The organism is Oscillibacter acetigenes (assembly GCF_025567605.1).
Classification (GTDB): domain Bacteria; phylum Bacillota; class Clostridia; order Oscillospirales; family Oscillospiraceae; genus Oscillibacter; species Oscillibacter welbionis.
The window spans coordinates 315,807-330,598 of record NZ_JAOQKG010000004.1 but is presented as its reverse complement, the minus strand read 5'-3'; the positions used below and the strand labels follow the sequence as shown (position 1 = coordinate 330,598).

General features: G+C 49.2%; 16 protein-coding genes. 15 read left to right on the top strand and 1 reads right to left on the bottom strand.

Translation table 11 applies throughout. The features are described from left to right. Nucleotides 1–10: 10 nt before the first annotated feature. The 10 genes from OCV80_RS10370 to OCV80_RS10325 all read left to right on the top strand — a co-directional run bounded on the left by OCV80_RS10370 (nucleotide 11) and on the right by OCV80_RS10325 (nucleotide 10,013). Nucleotides 11–724 carry a tyrosine-type recombinase/integrase gene (locus OCV80_RS10370; RefSeq protein ID WP_136890705.1) on the top strand — a complete coding sequence of 238 codons (714 nt, stop codon included), beginning with the start codon at nucleotides 11–13 and terminating at the stop codon, nucleotides 722–724. Then, nucleotides 721–1,680, top strand: a complete 960-nt coding sequence (locus tag OCV80_RS10365) for a tyrosine-type recombinase/integrase (RefSeq protein ID WP_136890706.1) — start codon at nucleotides 721–723, stop codon at nucleotides 1,678–1,680. The genes OCV80_RS10370 and OCV80_RS10365 overlap by 4 nt, the downstream gene beginning before the upstream one ends. Before the next feature lie 54 nt (nucleotides 1,681–1,734). Then, nucleotides 1,735–2,055, top strand: a complete 321-nt coding sequence (locus OCV80_RS10360; RefSeq protein WP_136890707.1) for a DUF6809 family protein — start codon at nucleotides 1,735–1,737, stop codon at nucleotides 2,053–2,055. Next, entirely contained in the window at nucleotides 2,052–2,540 is a 489-nt protein-coding gene (locus OCV80_RS10355; protein ID WP_136890708.1) for a DUF6550 family protein, read from the top strand. Before OCV80_RS10360 ends, OCV80_RS10355 begins: the two co-directional genes overlap by 4 nt. A 290-nt stretch (nucleotides 2,541–2,830) precedes the next feature. Beyond that, nucleotides 2,831–3,022, top strand: a complete 192-nt coding sequence (locus OCV80_RS10350) for a helix-turn-helix domain-containing protein (RefSeq protein WP_136890709.1) — start codon at nucleotides 2,831–2,833, stop codon at nucleotides 3,020–3,022. Nucleotides 3,023–3,065: 43 nt separating this feature from the next. Then, complete coding sequence (locus tag OCV80_RS10345; RefSeq protein ID WP_136890710.1) at nucleotides 3,066–3,998, top strand: DNA cytosine methyltransferase; 933 nt, start codon at nucleotides 3,066–3,068, stop codon at nucleotides 3,996–3,998. Continuing rightward, nucleotides 3,985–4,872 carry a DNA cytosine methyltransferase gene (locus OCV80_RS10340; protein WP_136890711.1) on the top strand — a complete coding sequence of 296 codons (888 nt, stop codon included), beginning with the start codon at nucleotides 3,985–3,987 and terminating at the stop codon, nucleotides 4,870–4,872. The genes OCV80_RS10345 and OCV80_RS10340 overlap by 14 nt, the downstream gene beginning before the upstream one ends. Nucleotides 4,873–4,892: 20 nt before the next feature. Then, nucleotides 4,893–8,261 (top strand): AAA family ATPase, encoded by a 3,369-nt coding sequence (locus OCV80_RS10335; RefSeq protein WP_136890712.1) that lies wholly within the window; start codon nucleotides 4,893–4,895, stop codon nucleotides 8,259–8,261. Next, nucleotides 8,258–9,730, top strand: a complete 1,473-nt coding sequence (locus OCV80_RS10330; protein ID WP_136890713.1) for an LlaJI family restriction endonuclease — start codon at nucleotides 8,258–8,260, stop codon at nucleotides 9,728–9,730. Before OCV80_RS10335 ends, OCV80_RS10330 begins: the two co-directional genes overlap by 4 nt. Nucleotides 9,731–9,821: 91 nt before the next feature. Then, a complete protein-coding gene (locus OCV80_RS10325; RefSeq protein WP_136890714.1) occupies nucleotides 9,822–10,013 on the top strand; it encodes a macro domain-containing protein in 192 nt (63 codons plus the stop codon). Nucleotides 10,014–10,137: 124 nt separating this feature from the next. Here the strand turns inward: OCV80_RS10325 and OCV80_RS10320 are convergent, their stop codons facing one another. Next, the gene (locus OCV80_RS10320) at nucleotides 10,138–10,902 is read right to left on the bottom strand and encodes a sigma-70 RNA polymerase sigma factor region 4 domain-containing protein (protein WP_136890715.1); all 765 of its coding nucleotides are present in this window, start codon (nucleotides 10,900–10,902) and stop codon (nucleotides 10,138–10,140) included. 318 nt (nucleotides 10,903–11,220) lie between these two features. Here OCV80_RS10320 and OCV80_RS10315 point away from each other — a divergent pair, with 318 nt between their 5' ends. From OCV80_RS10315 to OCV80_RS10295, 5 genes are all read left to right on the top strand, one after another. Further along, nucleotides 11,221–11,418, top strand: a complete 198-nt coding sequence (locus OCV80_RS10315) for a hypothetical protein (protein WP_136890716.1) — start codon at nucleotides 11,221–11,223, stop codon at nucleotides 11,416–11,418. Next, a complete protein-coding gene (locus OCV80_RS10310; RefSeq protein ID WP_136890717.1) occupies nucleotides 11,415–11,960 on the top strand; it encodes a helix-turn-helix domain-containing protein in 546 nt (181 codons plus the stop codon). The genes OCV80_RS10315 and OCV80_RS10310 overlap by 4 nt, the downstream gene beginning before the upstream one ends. A gap of 179 nt (nucleotides 11,961–12,139) precedes the next feature. Next, entirely contained in the window at nucleotides 12,140–12,574 is a 435-nt protein-coding gene (locus OCV80_RS10305) for a hypothetical protein (protein ID WP_136890718.1), read from the top strand. Beyond that, entirely contained in the window at nucleotides 12,562–14,502 is a 1,941-nt protein-coding gene (gene mobP3, locus OCV80_RS10300) for a MobP3 family relaxase (RefSeq protein WP_136890719.1), read from the top strand. Before OCV80_RS10305 ends, mobP3 begins: the two co-directional genes overlap by 13 nt. A gap of 68 nt (nucleotides 14,503–14,570) precedes the next feature. Further along, nucleotides 14,571–14,789: a helix-turn-helix domain-containing protein gene (locus tag OCV80_RS10295; RefSeq protein WP_119981460.1), complete on the top strand. Its 219-nt coding sequence runs from the start codon at nucleotides 14,571–14,573 to the stop codon at nucleotides 14,787–14,789. Nucleotides 14,790–14,792: the final 3 nt, after the last annotated feature.

Below are 14,792 nucleotides of genomic sequence, written 5' to 3'. Positions count from 1 at the left end.
AGGCGACGATATGCAGAAAGAAAATACCATGACAGTCGGGCGGTGGTGCGGCCGGTGGTTCATCACCAACCGCCATAAATGGAACGGCAACACCGAGGGCGGGTACCGCAATCTGATTTACAGCCACATCATCCCCGGCATCGGAAGTGTGGCGCTCTCTGACCTGACAGAGCAGACCATCACCGATTTCTATGAGACGCTACGGAGTCAGGGACTCAGCGCCAGAAGCGTCTGGTGCGTCCACCTGCTTCTGCGGCGGTGCATGGACGAAGCGGCACAGGACCAGCTTATTCCCTACAACCCGGTGCGGCTCTGCCAGGAGCCCAAGGCAGAGGAATACAAAACAGCCCCTTTGCGATTGGGGCAGCTCCAGCGTTACCTGAACGCAGCGGAGCAGCTCGGCGTACTTCCCGTCATCTATACAGGACTATCAAGCGGCCTGCGGCAATGTGAACTGATCACCTTGTCGTGGGCCGATTTTCATATCCGCTGCAGGTACATCCTCAAAGGCCAACGGTTGCTGACGCTCAATGAGAAAGCGGCGTATCTCCTGACGCGGATATCAGAAACCAGTTCATCATATGTGTTCCAGAACCCTAAGACCGGAGTACCCTACAAGCTCCACGAGTTCTACTACTTACACAAGAAGATCCTGAAACAGGCCAGGCTCCCGTGGGTGGCCTTTCGGGATCTGCAGCGCCAGTGCATGGAGGTGGGAATATGACACTTCAGGAATACATCAGCTTCTGGCAGGAAACCTATGACAAGCATCAGAGCAGGCCGACTACCTATGCGGCACACAACTATGTATTCAAGAACCATATTCTCCCCGGTTTGGGTGATATACCGCTCTCTGAATTGACATCGGAGATGGTTGGAGAATTTCTGGAGGAACGGAAGCGCTTCGGCAATCATCGAACCGGCAGTTCTGGCTTGGGAGAAGAAACCATGCGGCACATCCACCGCCTGCTTCAGCAATGCTTGGATCAAGCCATACGGGACGGTCTCCTAACAGAGAATCCCGCCAAGGCATTCCGCTACCGCAAGTCCACAACGGTGAAAGCGAATATCATGACGCCTCTGGAAACGGAGGACTATCTGGACGCTGCCGAGCGGCTGGGCTACCTGCCCATGTTCATGCTGGCGCTGACGACAGGCCTACGCCAAGGCGAGCTAATCGCCCTGAAATGGAGCGACCTTGATATCGAAAATCGGACGCTGACCATCGCAGAAAACCGTGCCGTGGTACGGCGAGAGCTGGTGGAGTACGGCAGTCAGACAAGGACGATAGCACTGACACCAGAGGTAATCGACCTCCTAATCAGGGAACACGACAAGCACCCAAGCAGTCCGCTCATGTTTATGCACCCGGCCACGCTGAAACCTTACTCGCCGCAGATGGTGCGCCGGATGCACGATGAGATCATAAAGGAAGCGGGCATCGACCATATCAGGTATGTGGATCTCCGCCATACCTGCGCCATCCTCGCTCTGAAGAACGGCATGGATACCAAGGAACTGGCGCAGATGCTTGGACACTACCGCCCCACGATCACCAGGCAGAACTATGAACCCTATCTGCCCCACAAGGTACAAAAGGACGAAGATATACCAAATGAGGCCACCCAGAGCGAACTGCAACAGGCGGCAAATATTCTGGATAATCTTCTGAAGTTCTAATAGCTATTCCGCAAAAGGTGTGGTATATGTCTGTGTCACAAGGAGGCGAAGCCCATGAAATACAAGCTGATCAAAGAACTATATGACTGCTTCTACACTCCGCCGGAGCTTTCGGTACCCCGGCAAGAAATAGAGGACTGCCACAAAGCTTTGATTGAGGTGCTGGAGAAACCCGAACGCAGGCTGGTACTCCAGATCATCGATGCCAAGGACCGCATTGCCGAAGACACTTCCATCGACAGCTTCATCTCCGGATTTGAGCTGGCGTGGCAGCTCTCTATGGAACTGAACAACTATAAAAACGAGCGCTTGGTCTCCTGCCGAACTGGGAGACTGGGCGCTCGTTTCACACGCAAAGAGGAGGAGCCAAAATGAAAAAGCGTATCATCATCACCGTAGCATTTACCGCCTGTATGGCCCTGTGTGCCGCCGTGTGGCCGCAGGCCGAAACGGTCGGGGAAACACCCGCACCGCACCAAACACCTGCCGTAAGCGCCCCAGAAGCGACCGTTGTGGAAATCAAAACAGAAGCCGAAACGGCACTTTCGTCAGAGAAAGAAAAGGCTGTGATTCCGCAGCCGGAACAGACCCAGGAGGCCGTCGCAGAACCGAAGTCAGCACCTGCAGAAACACCCGCAGTCCAGCTCGCCCCGGAGCCAGTACCTGTCCCGGAAGCGTCTTATGGTCTCACCCCGGAGCGAGCTGCAGAACCGCCCGTAGCTAAAACAACCATTGAACCTCCGTCTGGCGACATGGTCTATGTCCCCGGCTTTGGCTGGATACAAAGCAAAGGCCCCAACCATGTCGAGTATGCCGAGGATATGTACGAGAACGGCAACAAAATCGGCATCATGGGATGACCTCAAAAACTGCGCCGCATAAACAATGAAAAAGCCACCTTGAAAATCGGCGATAAAAAATCGGTGATAAATGTCGGCGACAAACGTAATAAACCAATAGTCCGAACCTATGGCAATCAATAGATGTAGAATTTTTGCTGAAAAGTATACGGGCACACAATGATATAGCAAGCATCAACGAATAGCGGAAATAATACGAAATATGTTCAAAATGGTTGAAAAAGACGTAAACACTCAGTATAATATAGAAATGAATCTGCGGAAACATACGAAGACGAGGTGTGCCAAATATGTCTAATTCAATCAACGAAAACTATATTAGTATCGAAGATGCAGCGTTGTTTCTTAATATTAAACCAGTCACTTTACGCAAATGGATAAAAGATAAAAATGTGCCCGCTCACAAAATCGGTAAGCAGTGGAAGTTCAAACGTTCTGAGCTGGAAGAATGGGTAAAAAGCGGAAAGAGCGCTATGGAGTAATTTCGCTGATTTCGTAGGAACACTTAGGGAAGGAATATATATAATGTCGGTTAATATAAAATGTGTTGACTTGTTTTGCGGCTGTGGCGGTATGTCACTTGGCTTTCAGAAAGCTGGATTCAACATCGTCGCAGGTATTGATAACTGGAAATCCGCGATTCGAGTATATGGAATGAATTTCAATCATCCGATTATAGAGCAAGACCTATTGGATGTAGATGAGGCAGTTAAAATAATTGCGGCATATGCTCCCGATTTAATTATTGGAGGGCCTCCGTGTCAGGATTTTTCAACAGCAGGATATCAAGACGAAAGCCGTGGCAGGGCTATTTTATCAGTCTGCTATTCACAAATTGTCAGCAAGGTCAAGCCAAAATATTTTGTCATGGAAAATGTCGCAACAATTCGCAATACGACATCTTTCCGTAATGCTATTGCTAATTTCCATACAGCAGGCTATGGATTAACACAAATGGTTCTGGATGCTGCGTATTGTGGTGTACCGCAAACGCGAAAAAGGATGTTTGTTGTAGGAATGCTCGATGCTCCAGATAGCTTCTTAGATGAGGAGTTGCGCCGTAATTTATCTCAGACACCTATGAGTATTCATGATTATCTTGGTGATTCGCTTGGGATAGGCTATTATTTCCGAGTCCCGACAAATTACAGCCGAAGGGGCGTGTTCAGCATTTATGAGCCGTCTATGACAATCCGTGGGGTTGATCGTCCAATTCCGAAAGGCTATAAAGGGCATCCTAATGATCCGGTCCCAGTAGAACAGGTGCGTTGCCTGACCCCGAAGGAAAGAAGCTACATTCAAACATTTCCGGAGAGCTTCCAGTTTGTTGGTGGAAAATCTGATGTCAATTCAATGATAGGAAACGCTGTCCCGGTCAATTTAGCGAAGTATGTTGGCTCGGCCCTTATGAGGTATATAATGTCTAACGAAAGTAGAGATAACAATGAGGGTAATTGACTTATTTGCGGGTTGCGGCGGTATGTCCTTAGGATTTGAAAATGCAGGATTTGATATTATCGCAGCATTTGACAATTGGGATGCCGCAATAAAAATATACGAAAGTAACTTTTCCCACCCTATTTACAAAAAGGATTTGAGTAAAGACGATATCATACAGCAGCTTTCTGATATGCGCCCCGATGTAATTATGGGTGGTCCCCCATGTCAGGATTATTCTATAGCAGGAAAGCGAGAACTGGGTAATCGTGCAAATCTTACGATAAGGTTTGGAGAAATCGTAATCGCAGTAAAACCTATGTGGGTAGTCTTTGAAAATGTTTATAATATTGAACGCTTTTCGACCGTCACCACGCTGAAACAGATGTTGGTAGATGCTGGGTATGGTATTACCACACGAGTTTTAGATGCAAGCCGCTGCGGCGTGCCACAAAAGCGTCATAGGTTCTTTCTAATCGGTAAGCTTGGCGAAAAAAATGGCTTTCTTGATGAGACGCTTGTGTCCAACCTGTCATGCAAGCAAATGACTGTACGAGACTACCTTGGTGATGCCCTAAACACAGAATTTTACTATATGCATCCGAGAAGCTACCATCGTCGGGCCGTTTTTTCAGTAGATGAACCAGCTGCAACGATTCGTGGCATTAACAGACCGATTCCAGATAATTACAAACGCCATCATGCTGATAAGGCTGATATATGCGATGGTGTTCGTGCCTTAACGACACGCGAGCGTGGCTATATTCAAACTTTCCCGGATACTTTTGATTTCCCTGGTGCGAAAACAGATGTCGAACTTGCAATAGGCAATGCTGTTCCACCAGCTTTGGCCAAGTATGTGGCGAATTGTATAAAGCAGTACTGTACTGAATAGGAACAGAAAGAGGTGTGTTTATGTCGTATTTCAACGAAATATCTGATTATGCAACATATTCTGGGCATGAAGCAGATTTTCATTTCTCCTATAATGCAAACAGTGGCGGCGGTCAGGCTTTTTTAGGTGGTCGGTTTTACGATGAAAATGGTCACTTGACTTCTCCGGAAACTTTAAACGGGCGAATCGTTGCGTTTAAATATCTCTTCCGAACCGAGAATGGTGAGGAAGTGTCTGTTGTTATTGATGATGAAAAAGCAAAATATGAAGTTAAACCACGAGGAAACGGCTCAACATCAATGAAACTTGGCATCGGGACCGATCGCGTGTCCCCGAGTAAAGTGGTGTCAGCGTTTATGATGTTGCCTCCTACCTGCGGCGTGAAAACGCCAAGCAATTTGCAATTATCCATATTAAGTGCAAATAATTATTGGCTTCAGTCCATGTGGCTTGAATGTAGCACAGAAACCGAAACACCGACTGAAGCTATTTTCATCGTGAAAGATTGCGTTTTTGGCGGTGGCGTGAGCAAGGAAACTACGGATCGGGCAGGCCGCTATTTTAAATTAGACATTGAAAAGCGGATTGCGGATATTATTGCTTTATCTCACAAAACAGATGCTTTTCGCGAAGAAATCGCAATGGCGATTAAGCTCTTTGCTGATATTTATCTTGGGCATCGCGCATTCAATTATGAAGAGTGCAATCAGGCAACGAAATCCCTTATGGAATTGCTTGCGCAGGATTTTCCAGATGTCTACTCAGGTATCACAGATCCGTTGTCTGCAATGCATGACATTGTGATAAAACAGAGTCATGAAAATACTGTCGATGCAGAGGACACCTCTGTTGATAACGAAGCCGCCTTTAAGGATTGGCTGGCACGTCTCCCAAAAGCAAACGGTGAGCTATATTCTGAAAATACCAGAAACCAGTATATCAGTGCACTTAAATCTGTTGCAAACCAGTTTGCAGATACTATCGGCCCTTTTACCTCTGTTTTTGAGATTGCTGATGTGGAGACATTTAAGAAAGTTGCTTCTGCCATCAAAGGTCATGCTACATATGAAGAGTTCAACCGTAGCCGTGGCAATGGCTCCTTATCCGCAGGCCTCGATTTGTATCGTCGTTTTTTGGAAGAACGGAATCCAAATGATGGGGTAGAATATCTCTCTCCTGCGTGGTTCAGACTTGCCGCTGAAAAGTATGTCCAAGTGGATACGGAGTCAAATGCTCTGTATCAGCAGTTTCAAAGTCTGTATGCCCCGGAAAAACTACGTACCCTCTCTGACGATGACCTGTTGGGGTATATTTTTCTCGGCGTAAATGATCGCAGTCTGTGCAATGCATTAGAGTTCGATGCCCAATATACACAGTTTGGCAGCATCGCTGGTGGCACCGCATACAAATACAATCTGTTCTACAGTAGAAATGAAGAAACCTGGAAGACCTCCTTCGGTGAAGGTGGGCAGCGTTCCGTGTCTCAAGAAGAGGCTCTTGAAATTGGCAAGCAAATCCGTGATGCTCTGGTGGCCGGTGCGGATGTTATCGCAAACCATGAAACACTTGCGACGGTCAACGACTACAATGCTCTACTGAATGAGTTGAACGCTGTCATTCCGCAGTATATCACCAAAATGTGGTTCTTGAAGTATTACCACATGATGTTCCCTCATATCCTGCCCAACTTTTACAATGAAGCATGGCAGAAACACATTCTCTGCAATTTGAACATTGTTCCTTCTGATGCGCAATTTATCCGTATGGGACAAATCAATGCTTTTGTAAATGAGTGTGGTATCTCAAACATCGTCTTTTCAAAAATCATTTTTGATAGTATAGGATCTCCAAAAACATTTTATCGAATTGGAACAGGCGACAATGGTATCTATTTTGGCGAGTGGCGACAGAATAACTACATTGCCATCGGTTGGAACGAATTAGGCGACCTCTCTGCTGCATACCAAGAGGATGCTGATAGCAAAGCAATAATCACCGATGCGTTAAAGAGCCAGTGGAATTATGATAACAGGCTGGCCTCGCGTAAATATGGCGAGATTAATAGTTTCTATTCGGCTGCAGCCGATACCACATACGCAGTTGCAATGGCAGGACAGAAGATTCTTGCTATCGGACTTGTGACTGGCGGTTACTTCTTTGATGAAGAAAAAGAATACGGTCACTGCCGACCTGTTCGCTGGCTCAAAGTTTTTGAGGAAGGAAAAACACTTCCTTTCGAGGGTGAAGGTAAGCTGACCACTTTCTATGAACTGAAAAACAGCGAAAATATATGCTACTTGTATTCTCTTCTGCATGGTCGTGATGAAACCGCTGTTTCTGTCACAGAAGAAGAAAATGTTGTAGCGCAAATCCGCCCGATCAGCTTCGCTACAGGTCTGAGCAGTGACCAACCCCGTAACCGTATTCTCTTTGGTGCCCCTGGTACTGGTAAGAGTTTTACGCTGAATCACGAAAAGGATCTGCTGCTTGCAGATGGTGGTGAGTACGAGCGCGTGACCTTCCACCCAGATTACTCCTACGCTAATTTTGTCGGTACATACAAGCCGGTGCCCTGCAAGGACAGCGATGGCAAGGACGCCATTACTTATTCCTATGTACCCGGTCCGTTCATGCGCACCTATGTGAAAGCCCTTCAGAACAGCAGAACTGATGCACCCAAGCCTTTCCTGCTTGTAATCGAGGAAATCAATCGTGCCAATGTTGCTGCCGTGTTCGGTGACGTATTCCAGTTGCTTGACCGTGGTGATGACGAGGTTAGTGAATATCCGATCCAGGCATCCGAGGACATCAAAAAGTATCTGGCAGAAGAACTCGGCGGCAACCCCGACGATTACGCTGAAATTCGCATCCCAGACAATATGTTCATCTGGGCTACCATGAACAGTGCTGACCAGGGCGTATTCCCGATGGATACCGCTTTTAAGCGCAGATGGGACTTCACCTATTTGGGCATCGATGACAGTGAAGCCGGAATTGTTGGCAAAAAGGTTGTCCTCGGTCAAGGCGATTATCGCCGTGTTGTGGAGTGGAATGCTCTCCGCAAAGCCATCAACAATGAGCTGCTCACTTATAAGGTGAACGAGGATAAACTGATGGGCCCGTATTTCATCTCCAAGAAAAATCTGCCGGAGGGTGAAATGATTGACCCTGCCGTCTTTACCCGTATATTTAAGAACAAGGTCATTATGTACCTGTTCAATGATGCCGCAAAGCAGAAGCGCATTACTCTGTTCGGTGGCTGCGATGAGAAGGCAAAGAACCAGTATTCCAAGATTTGCAGAGAATTTGACACCAAGGGTGTTTACATTTTCTGCGAAGGAATCAGTAGCCAGTTTATTGATAATGTCCCAGAGGATGATGGAGAATGATTTCAGTATTTTTACGAGAACAAAAACGCTATACCCAGGAAGACCTGGTTAAAGAGTTTCGTTGCTCCGAGGAAAAGACTGTCCGCATTCTGAAACGACTGAAAGAATATGGCGTTCTGAAGGCCGTAAAAGCAAATGACACACAGAAGGACCTTACCGATTTGGTGGACGAAGACATCGAAATCGCTGATGTTGAGGTCGGTGAAAACGAATATCTGTATGTGTTCACTTTTGTGGGTGTTATTACAATTGAGGGTCGTGTGTTGAAATGCTATCCGAAATATCTGCTCGATGCCACGGCCCCCAAAGCAGAACTGAAACAAGTGCTGAAGGTTCTGGAAAAGTACAATTCCAAGGAACAGATCATTCGTATGTACAACGATACGAGCGACAGCAGTGCATTTAATATGTTGGCTGTTATGCTGTTCCTCCTCCAGGATTATTTCGAGTATGGTGCCTACACCAACACGCAGGACATCATTGAATCCAACGGGTCCGGTGACATTCTTTGGGATAAGACCATCAACGAAACTTTCACTCTCTTAAGCAACAATCGGCCGTATTACCCGGAATTGCTGACCATGAAGCGTGTGAATGACGATTTCGATTTCTTCAAGCGTCTACATGAGTGTATCCTCACTCATTGCACGGAGGAATTGAGAGATGCCGATCTGTTGGATCTGTTCGATATTATGGGTGTCGATATTTCCGATGAGCATATCGAGGACTTTGGTGACAAGGAGTATGTCCTGGAGCGCATTGTCAAAGAACTTAATGTCCAGTTCAATACCCGGAAACAGCTTCTGCTGAAAACGCTATATGCCTATATAGCCAACAGCAGCGCACTGGACGATTTGGACTGTTTCAGTATGTTCGGCACAAACAGTTTTAACCTGGTGTGGGAAAAAGTCTGTGCGGAAGTGATGGACAACCAATTGCAGAAACCTATCGGTGGACTGCGATTGCCTATGCCGTTGGCCGAGCAATACCGTGATATGCGGCATAAGAAACTCATTGACTTGATTGATAAACCGCAGTGGTCTGGGAATGCTCCAAACGGTGAGTTGTTTATAAAGCAGGCCGAGGATACGCTCATCCCAGATCTTATTTCCATCGTTAATGCCGATGGGAACTATCAGTTTATTATTTTTGATGCCAAATACTATAACATCCAATTGGAGCATAACAAAAAGTTGCGTGGTCAGCCCGGTATTGAGTCCATCACCAAGCAGTATTTGTACCAGTTGGCCTATCAGCCGTTTGTGGAAGCACATCAGATTGGCACAGTGCGGAACTGCTTCCTCATGCCGACCTCTTCTGCTGAAATAGTCGAAAAAGGAACTGTGTCCCTTGATATGTTGAGCAAGTTGGGGCTACAGGATATTCAGATACGCCTTCTTCCCGCGCAAACAATGTATCGCCATTATATTGAAAACACAAAGATGGATATCAGAACACTTAATCTATAAAGGAGCTCGGCAACTTTACAGTTTTGCAAACAATGCAAAATATTTACAAACTCCTGATAGATAGTTTTGGAATGAAGTAGGTGGTGGTGTAATGCCTTTTGACATTGTTCGAAACGATATTCTGAATATGCAGGTGGACGCCATCGTCAACATTGCCAATCCAGAACCTATCCTTGGCTATGACTGTGATACTGGCATTCATAAAAAAGCAGGCCCAGAGATCCTCCAAGCAAAAAAGGTTGGATCTATCGGCGTTGGGCAGGTTGTTAAAAATGAGCGATAAAAGCAAGCAATAAAAGATGACGATAAAAAGCGTCGACAAAAATGTGACGGTAAAAACTGACAATAACACCACACTGCCGAAAGGAGCTGGGACCGGCGAGTCTCAGCTCCTTTTTTCATACTGACTATTCCTTTTTCTCTGATCCATTCAGGCTGGCCCAGTGCTGGCGCAGCAGCCGTTCTACTTCTCTGCGAAGGGAATTTTGGAACATGACAGCCATAACCAATGCGCTAAGCACTGCAGCCACAGACTCCAGCCAGGGATATGCGGCCCAAAGCTGTTCTCCCCAGCAAGCAAGCGGAACACCAACAAGCAGCATAAACAGCAAAATAATGATGACAACGTCGGGTCTGCCGTAGCCTTCACGTCTTTTGATTTTGGCCCGTATCTGTCGAAGCGCACGGGCTCGGATATCCCGGATGTTTCTGGACGAACACTGTTTGTCCTGTGCGACGGATTCAGTGGACTCGCCATTGATGACCGTGCGGAACAAAATCTCCCTCTGCAGTTCGGTCAGTGCATGCAGGGCGTCATAGATTTGGGTGTCCAGATACATGAAGGGATCTTCATCAGAACCCTCTGGCAGATACTTGCTTCGGTCAAACCAACGTCTGTCATTGTAAATCGCATTGCGTACTTCCTCCGGCAGGAACGCTTCCGGATTGTAAGATTGGGGCTGCTTTATATCCACATCCTCCAGAGTATCCGGTGCTACACGCTTGTGAAAGTTCGCCTCGCTGTAGTAGAGCATATGCTCCAGCTCCTTCCACTCCTCTGGATGCTCCTTCACCCATTGGTCTGCGGCAGCGGTAGCTTCCGGGTCCATTTCATGTATCCAGCGCCAGTCAGACCGAAGTTCTTTGTACGACTGAGTATCTTTGAAGGACATGAGCTCACCACCCTTTCTGCGTTCACAAAAAATTTACGATTCCAGACCTTCCGATTTTGCGAATTTTCTCTAAGTAATAATAGAAGGACAATTTCACCCGGGTGAGGTTGCCCCTGGTTCGGTACGGCACGGTATCCGCGCCGACGAATCCACATGACCTTTGACAGAGCATCTATGAGAGCATGAGCGCTCTCCGCCATACGGCGATCCGCTCGGAAGGTCATTCCATCTCTGGCCGTGTTCCCGGGAGCACGGCCTCTTTTTATTCTAACACGGAGGAGGCGAAAAAGATAGTTTACAGATGAGGGCAAAGGAGGAATGTGGATCACACAGCACACCCGAAAAACAAAAACCGCCGTGACTGCGGCAACAGTCCGGCGGCTCGGCGCACACACAGGCACGCACAAATTTACTGATAAAAGTATATCAGGTAAACAGCAGAAAAGCAATGAAAATTTTTCTGTTCCCTGTGTGAGCGTCATCGGACTCTACGACAATACAGGAGGTATGAATTGAGTTTCAACAAATGGCCCAAGCGCAGCGCAGAGAAAAACTATTTTATGGTACCAAACGAGATATTCAGCGTCGGTCTGGATTTTCGTGAGATCTCCATCTATTCCTATCTGCTCCGGTGCGAGAATCGTAAGACCTACCAGTGCTACCCCAGTTACAAAACCATCGGTCATGCGATCGGCATGAGTGAAAATACAGTGGCAAAGTATGTGCGGCAACTGGAGGAGAAAGGTCTCATCTACACGGAGCCGACGATGGTACGAAGCAAAGATGGCAGACCCCTGAACGGAAATCTGCTCTACACCATCCGCCCTATCTCAGGTGTACTCGAAGCGTTCTATGAGCGGCAGTTCCGGCAGGCAGAGGAGGCTGCCGCCCGCTATCGTGTGGCAGAACTCCTCAAAAAGTCCAACGCACAGGGCCGCCAGAACGCCTTGTGTGCGCCTTTCCGGGAGGAAGAGAGTCCCAGTCCCAACCAGGGGGTTGAAACCGGATGTGAGCCGTTTTCGGAGGGATTTGAGAGGACGAAAGAAAAAGCAGGATAAAGGCATGGCGTCGCAGGCGTCGCCGCAGCCGCCACTTCTGCCCGCAGTGCGGGCAGTTTCGGACGCTTGAAGCTGGCGTCTTTGAGAGACAAAAAAAGCTCCGATGGCGTCAGCTTCCCCGAAAAGCCCCGTGTTGCAGGGTTTTTCAAGGATGTCTTACAGCAAAAAGGAGGAATTGAATGAGTAAAGAAACCAGAGAGCGCATTGCATTCCGGATGCAGCCGGAAACCAGAAGAAGGATCGAGCAGTGGTACGCCGCCGACAACTGCCAGAGCAAAAATGAGTTCATCGAGAAAGCCGTGAACTTCTATGTGGACCATCTGGAGATACAGGACAACCAAACGCTTTTGCCTATGGCGATCCAGTCTGCCATTGACGGCAGACTGAGCAGAATGGAGGACTATATCGCCCGCAGAGATTTTACCAGATGCGTGGAGCAGGACATGACCAACGGCATCATCGCGGAAGCGTTCGAGATGGATCAGGATGATCTGAAGCGCAGGCGGGCACAGAGCGTCCGGAATGTGAAGACCACAAACGGTCTCATCTCGTTGGAGAAATACGCACGCTCCCGTCAGGAGCAGGACTGGGATGATGATGAATGGCAAGACTGATCCTCAAGAGCCCTTATATCAAAAGCACCGGAGGAGCCTCCGGATACCTTCGCTACATCGCAACGCGGGAGCGGGTGGAGCTTATCCCGGATGACCGTCCGCCCACACGAAAGCAGGAGCAGCTCATCGCCAAACTGGTCAAGGACTTCCCGGACAGCAAGACGCTCTACGAGTACGAGGACTACCTGACGAAGCCCACGAAAGTCAACGCCTCTGCGTTCATCACGCTGGCGCTGGAAGCCAACTGGGATGCCATCCACGAGTCAGACCAGTACATGAAGTACATCGCCACCCGGCCTCGTGCCGAGCGCATCGGCGCACACGGTCTGTTCGGTGATGAGGAAACGGTCTCTCTGGAGAAATCCATGGAGGAATTGGAGCGCTACACCGGAAACGTGTGGACGCATATCATCTCTCTCAAGCGGGAGGATGCGGTCCGGCTCGGCTTCGATAACGCCGCGGCGTGGCAAAATCTCATTCGGGCGCACCGCAACGACATCGCGGCGGCAATGAAGATACCGCCCGGTGACTTCCGATGGTATGCTGCCTTCCACGACGAGGGCGAGCACCCGCATATCCACCTGATGGCCTGGTCCGCAAAGCCGGGACAGGCCTATCTTTCCAAAGAGGGCATCCGTCAGATCAAGTCCAAGCTGACCAACGATATCTTCCGCAACGAAATGCTCCATCTCTACGAACAGAAGTCAGAGTCCAGAGATGAGCTGGTGCGCCAAGCGCGGCGGGCGATGCTGGAACTGGTGCGTACCATGCAGGACAGCGTATGTGACCACCCGGATGCCGAGCGGCTCATGCTGGAGCTGGCGGCGCAGCTCGGAACAGTCAAGGGCAAGAAATCCTACGGCTACCTCCCCAAACGGCTGAAGAATCTGGTGGATGAGATCGTGGACGAGATGGAACGGCTCCCAGCCGTGAGCAAGTGCTATGACCAGTGGCTACTCCTGCAAGGCAAGGTGGCTGCCTACTACCACGACAAGCCCCAGGAGCGCATCCCGCTCTCACAGCAAAAGGAGTTCCGGCAGATCAAGAATGCGGTCATTCAGGAAGCGGAGCGCCTGCGCTTGGGTGAGATCGGCTTCGAGGAGAAGGGTCTCAATCAGCAGGACGAGCCGGAGGAATACCGCAACGCCTCCTACGACTACTGGACACTGCGGGATGAGATCCGGGACGAGAGCCTGACCATGGAGGAGCGCGGCGAAGCCGTCTCTGAAATGGAAAAGCTGGCGGAAAGCGGCGATATGTACGCCCAGTACCTGATGGGAAAGCTCTGGCGGGACGGTCCTCTGCTGATACCCAACTCGGCGAATGCCCGGTACTGGTTTGAACAGGCGGCGGAGCAGGAACACATTGTGGCGCAGTACTCTCTGGCCAAGCTGTACCTCTCCGATGATGTGGAGGTACGGGATATCCGGCAGGGAATGAATTGGCTGTACACCGCCGCGGTCAACGGAAGCAGCTACGCCATGTATCGGCTGGCCAAGGAACTACTCAAAGGCGATTTGATCAAACGAAATAGTGATGCCGCGGTGGAGTGGTTCACCAGGTCGGCGGAGAGAGGAAATCCCTACGCCCAGTACATGCTGGGCAAGCTGTACCTCACCGGAAAGGAACTCCCCTGTGATGAGGAACGAGCAATCCACTGGCTGACCCGATCCGCCGAGCAGGGTAACCAGTATGCCCAGTATCTCCTGAACCATCTGGAAGAAAACCGCCCTCCCTCTGCAATGCTGGCAGTCACCCGGCTGCTCCATCACATGAGCCGGGTGTTCCGGGATAACTCCGTTCCCAAGTCGCGCCCCGGTGGTATCCAAATCGACCGTAAGCGGCTGAAGAAGCTGCAGGAGAAGCGCATGGCCCTGGGCCACAAGCTGGATGACCATGAGGAGCAGTGGCCCAATCTGACCATGTAAGAGGCGCAAAAACTGGGCCGCAAAACAAAGAATTAAATCCTTCTGGGCGGAAGGTAGAAAGGAACTGAATGAGAAAATCCAAATACAATTCTTTTGACGAACTCCCGCTGATGCTGACCGTGGAGGATGTGTCCCATGTGCTGGGCATCGGTCTGGCCCACGCCTACGAGGTGGCCCACCGCAGGGATTTCCCCACCATCACACTGGGAAGCCGCATCATCGTTCCCCGTGACAAATTCATGGAATGGATCGACGAACAGGCCGCGAAAAAATCTGAAATATTTTAGTAG

Excerpts from the sequence above, each read along its gene's own strand:
- OCV80_RS10370 (WP_136890705.1), top strand. The coding sequence starts at position 11 with ATGCAGAAAGAAAATACCATGACAGTCGGGCGGTGGTGCGGCCGGTGG.
- OCV80_RS10365 (WP_136890706.1), top strand. The coding sequence starts at position 721 with ATGACACTTCAGGAATACATCAGCTTCTGGCAGGAAACCTATGACAAG.
- OCV80_RS10360 (WP_136890707.1), top strand. The coding sequence starts at position 1,735 with ATGAAATACAAGCTGATCAAAGAACTATATGACTGCTTCTACACTCCG.
- OCV80_RS10355 (WP_136890708.1), top strand. The coding sequence starts at position 2,052 with ATGAAAAAGCGTATCATCATCACCGTAGCATTTACCGCCTGTATGGCC.
- OCV80_RS10350 (WP_136890709.1), top strand. The coding sequence starts at position 2,831 with ATGTCTAATTCAATCAACGAAAACTATATTAGTATCGAAGATGCAGCG.
- OCV80_RS10345 (WP_136890710.1), top strand. The coding sequence starts at position 3,066 with ATGTCGGTTAATATAAAATGTGTTGACTTGTTTTGCGGCTGTGGCGGT.
- OCV80_RS10340 (WP_136890711.1), top strand. The coding sequence starts at position 3,985 with ATGAGGGTAATTGACTTATTTGCGGGTTGCGGCGGTATGTCCTTAGGA.
- OCV80_RS10335 (WP_136890712.1), top strand. The coding sequence starts at position 4,893 with ATGTCGTATTTCAACGAAATATCTGATTATGCAACATATTCTGGGCAT.
- OCV80_RS10330 (WP_136890713.1), top strand. The coding sequence starts at position 8,258 with ATGATTTCAGTATTTTTACGAGAACAAAAACGCTATACCCAGGAAGAC.
- OCV80_RS10325 (WP_136890714.1), top strand. The coding sequence starts at position 9,822 with ATGCCTTTTGACATTGTTCGAAACGATATTCTGAATATGCAGGTGGAC.
- OCV80_RS10320 (WP_136890715.1), bottom strand. The coding sequence starts at position 10,902 with ATGTCCTTCAAAGATACTCAGTCGTACAAAGAACTTCGGTCTGACTGG.
- OCV80_RS10315 (WP_136890716.1), top strand. The coding sequence starts at position 11,221 with ATGTGGATCACACAGCACACCCGAAAAACAAAAACCGCCGTGACTGCG.
- OCV80_RS10305 (WP_136890718.1), top strand. The coding sequence starts at position 12,140 with ATGAGTAAAGAAACCAGAGAGCGCATTGCATTCCGGATGCAGCCGGAA.
- mobP3 (WP_136890719.1), top strand. The coding sequence starts at position 12,562 with ATGGCAAGACTGATCCTCAAGAGCCCTTATATCAAAAGCACCGGAGGA.
- OCV80_RS10295 (WP_119981460.1), top strand. The coding sequence starts at position 14,571 with ATGAGAAAATCCAAATACAATTCTTTTGACGAACTCCCGCTGATGCTG.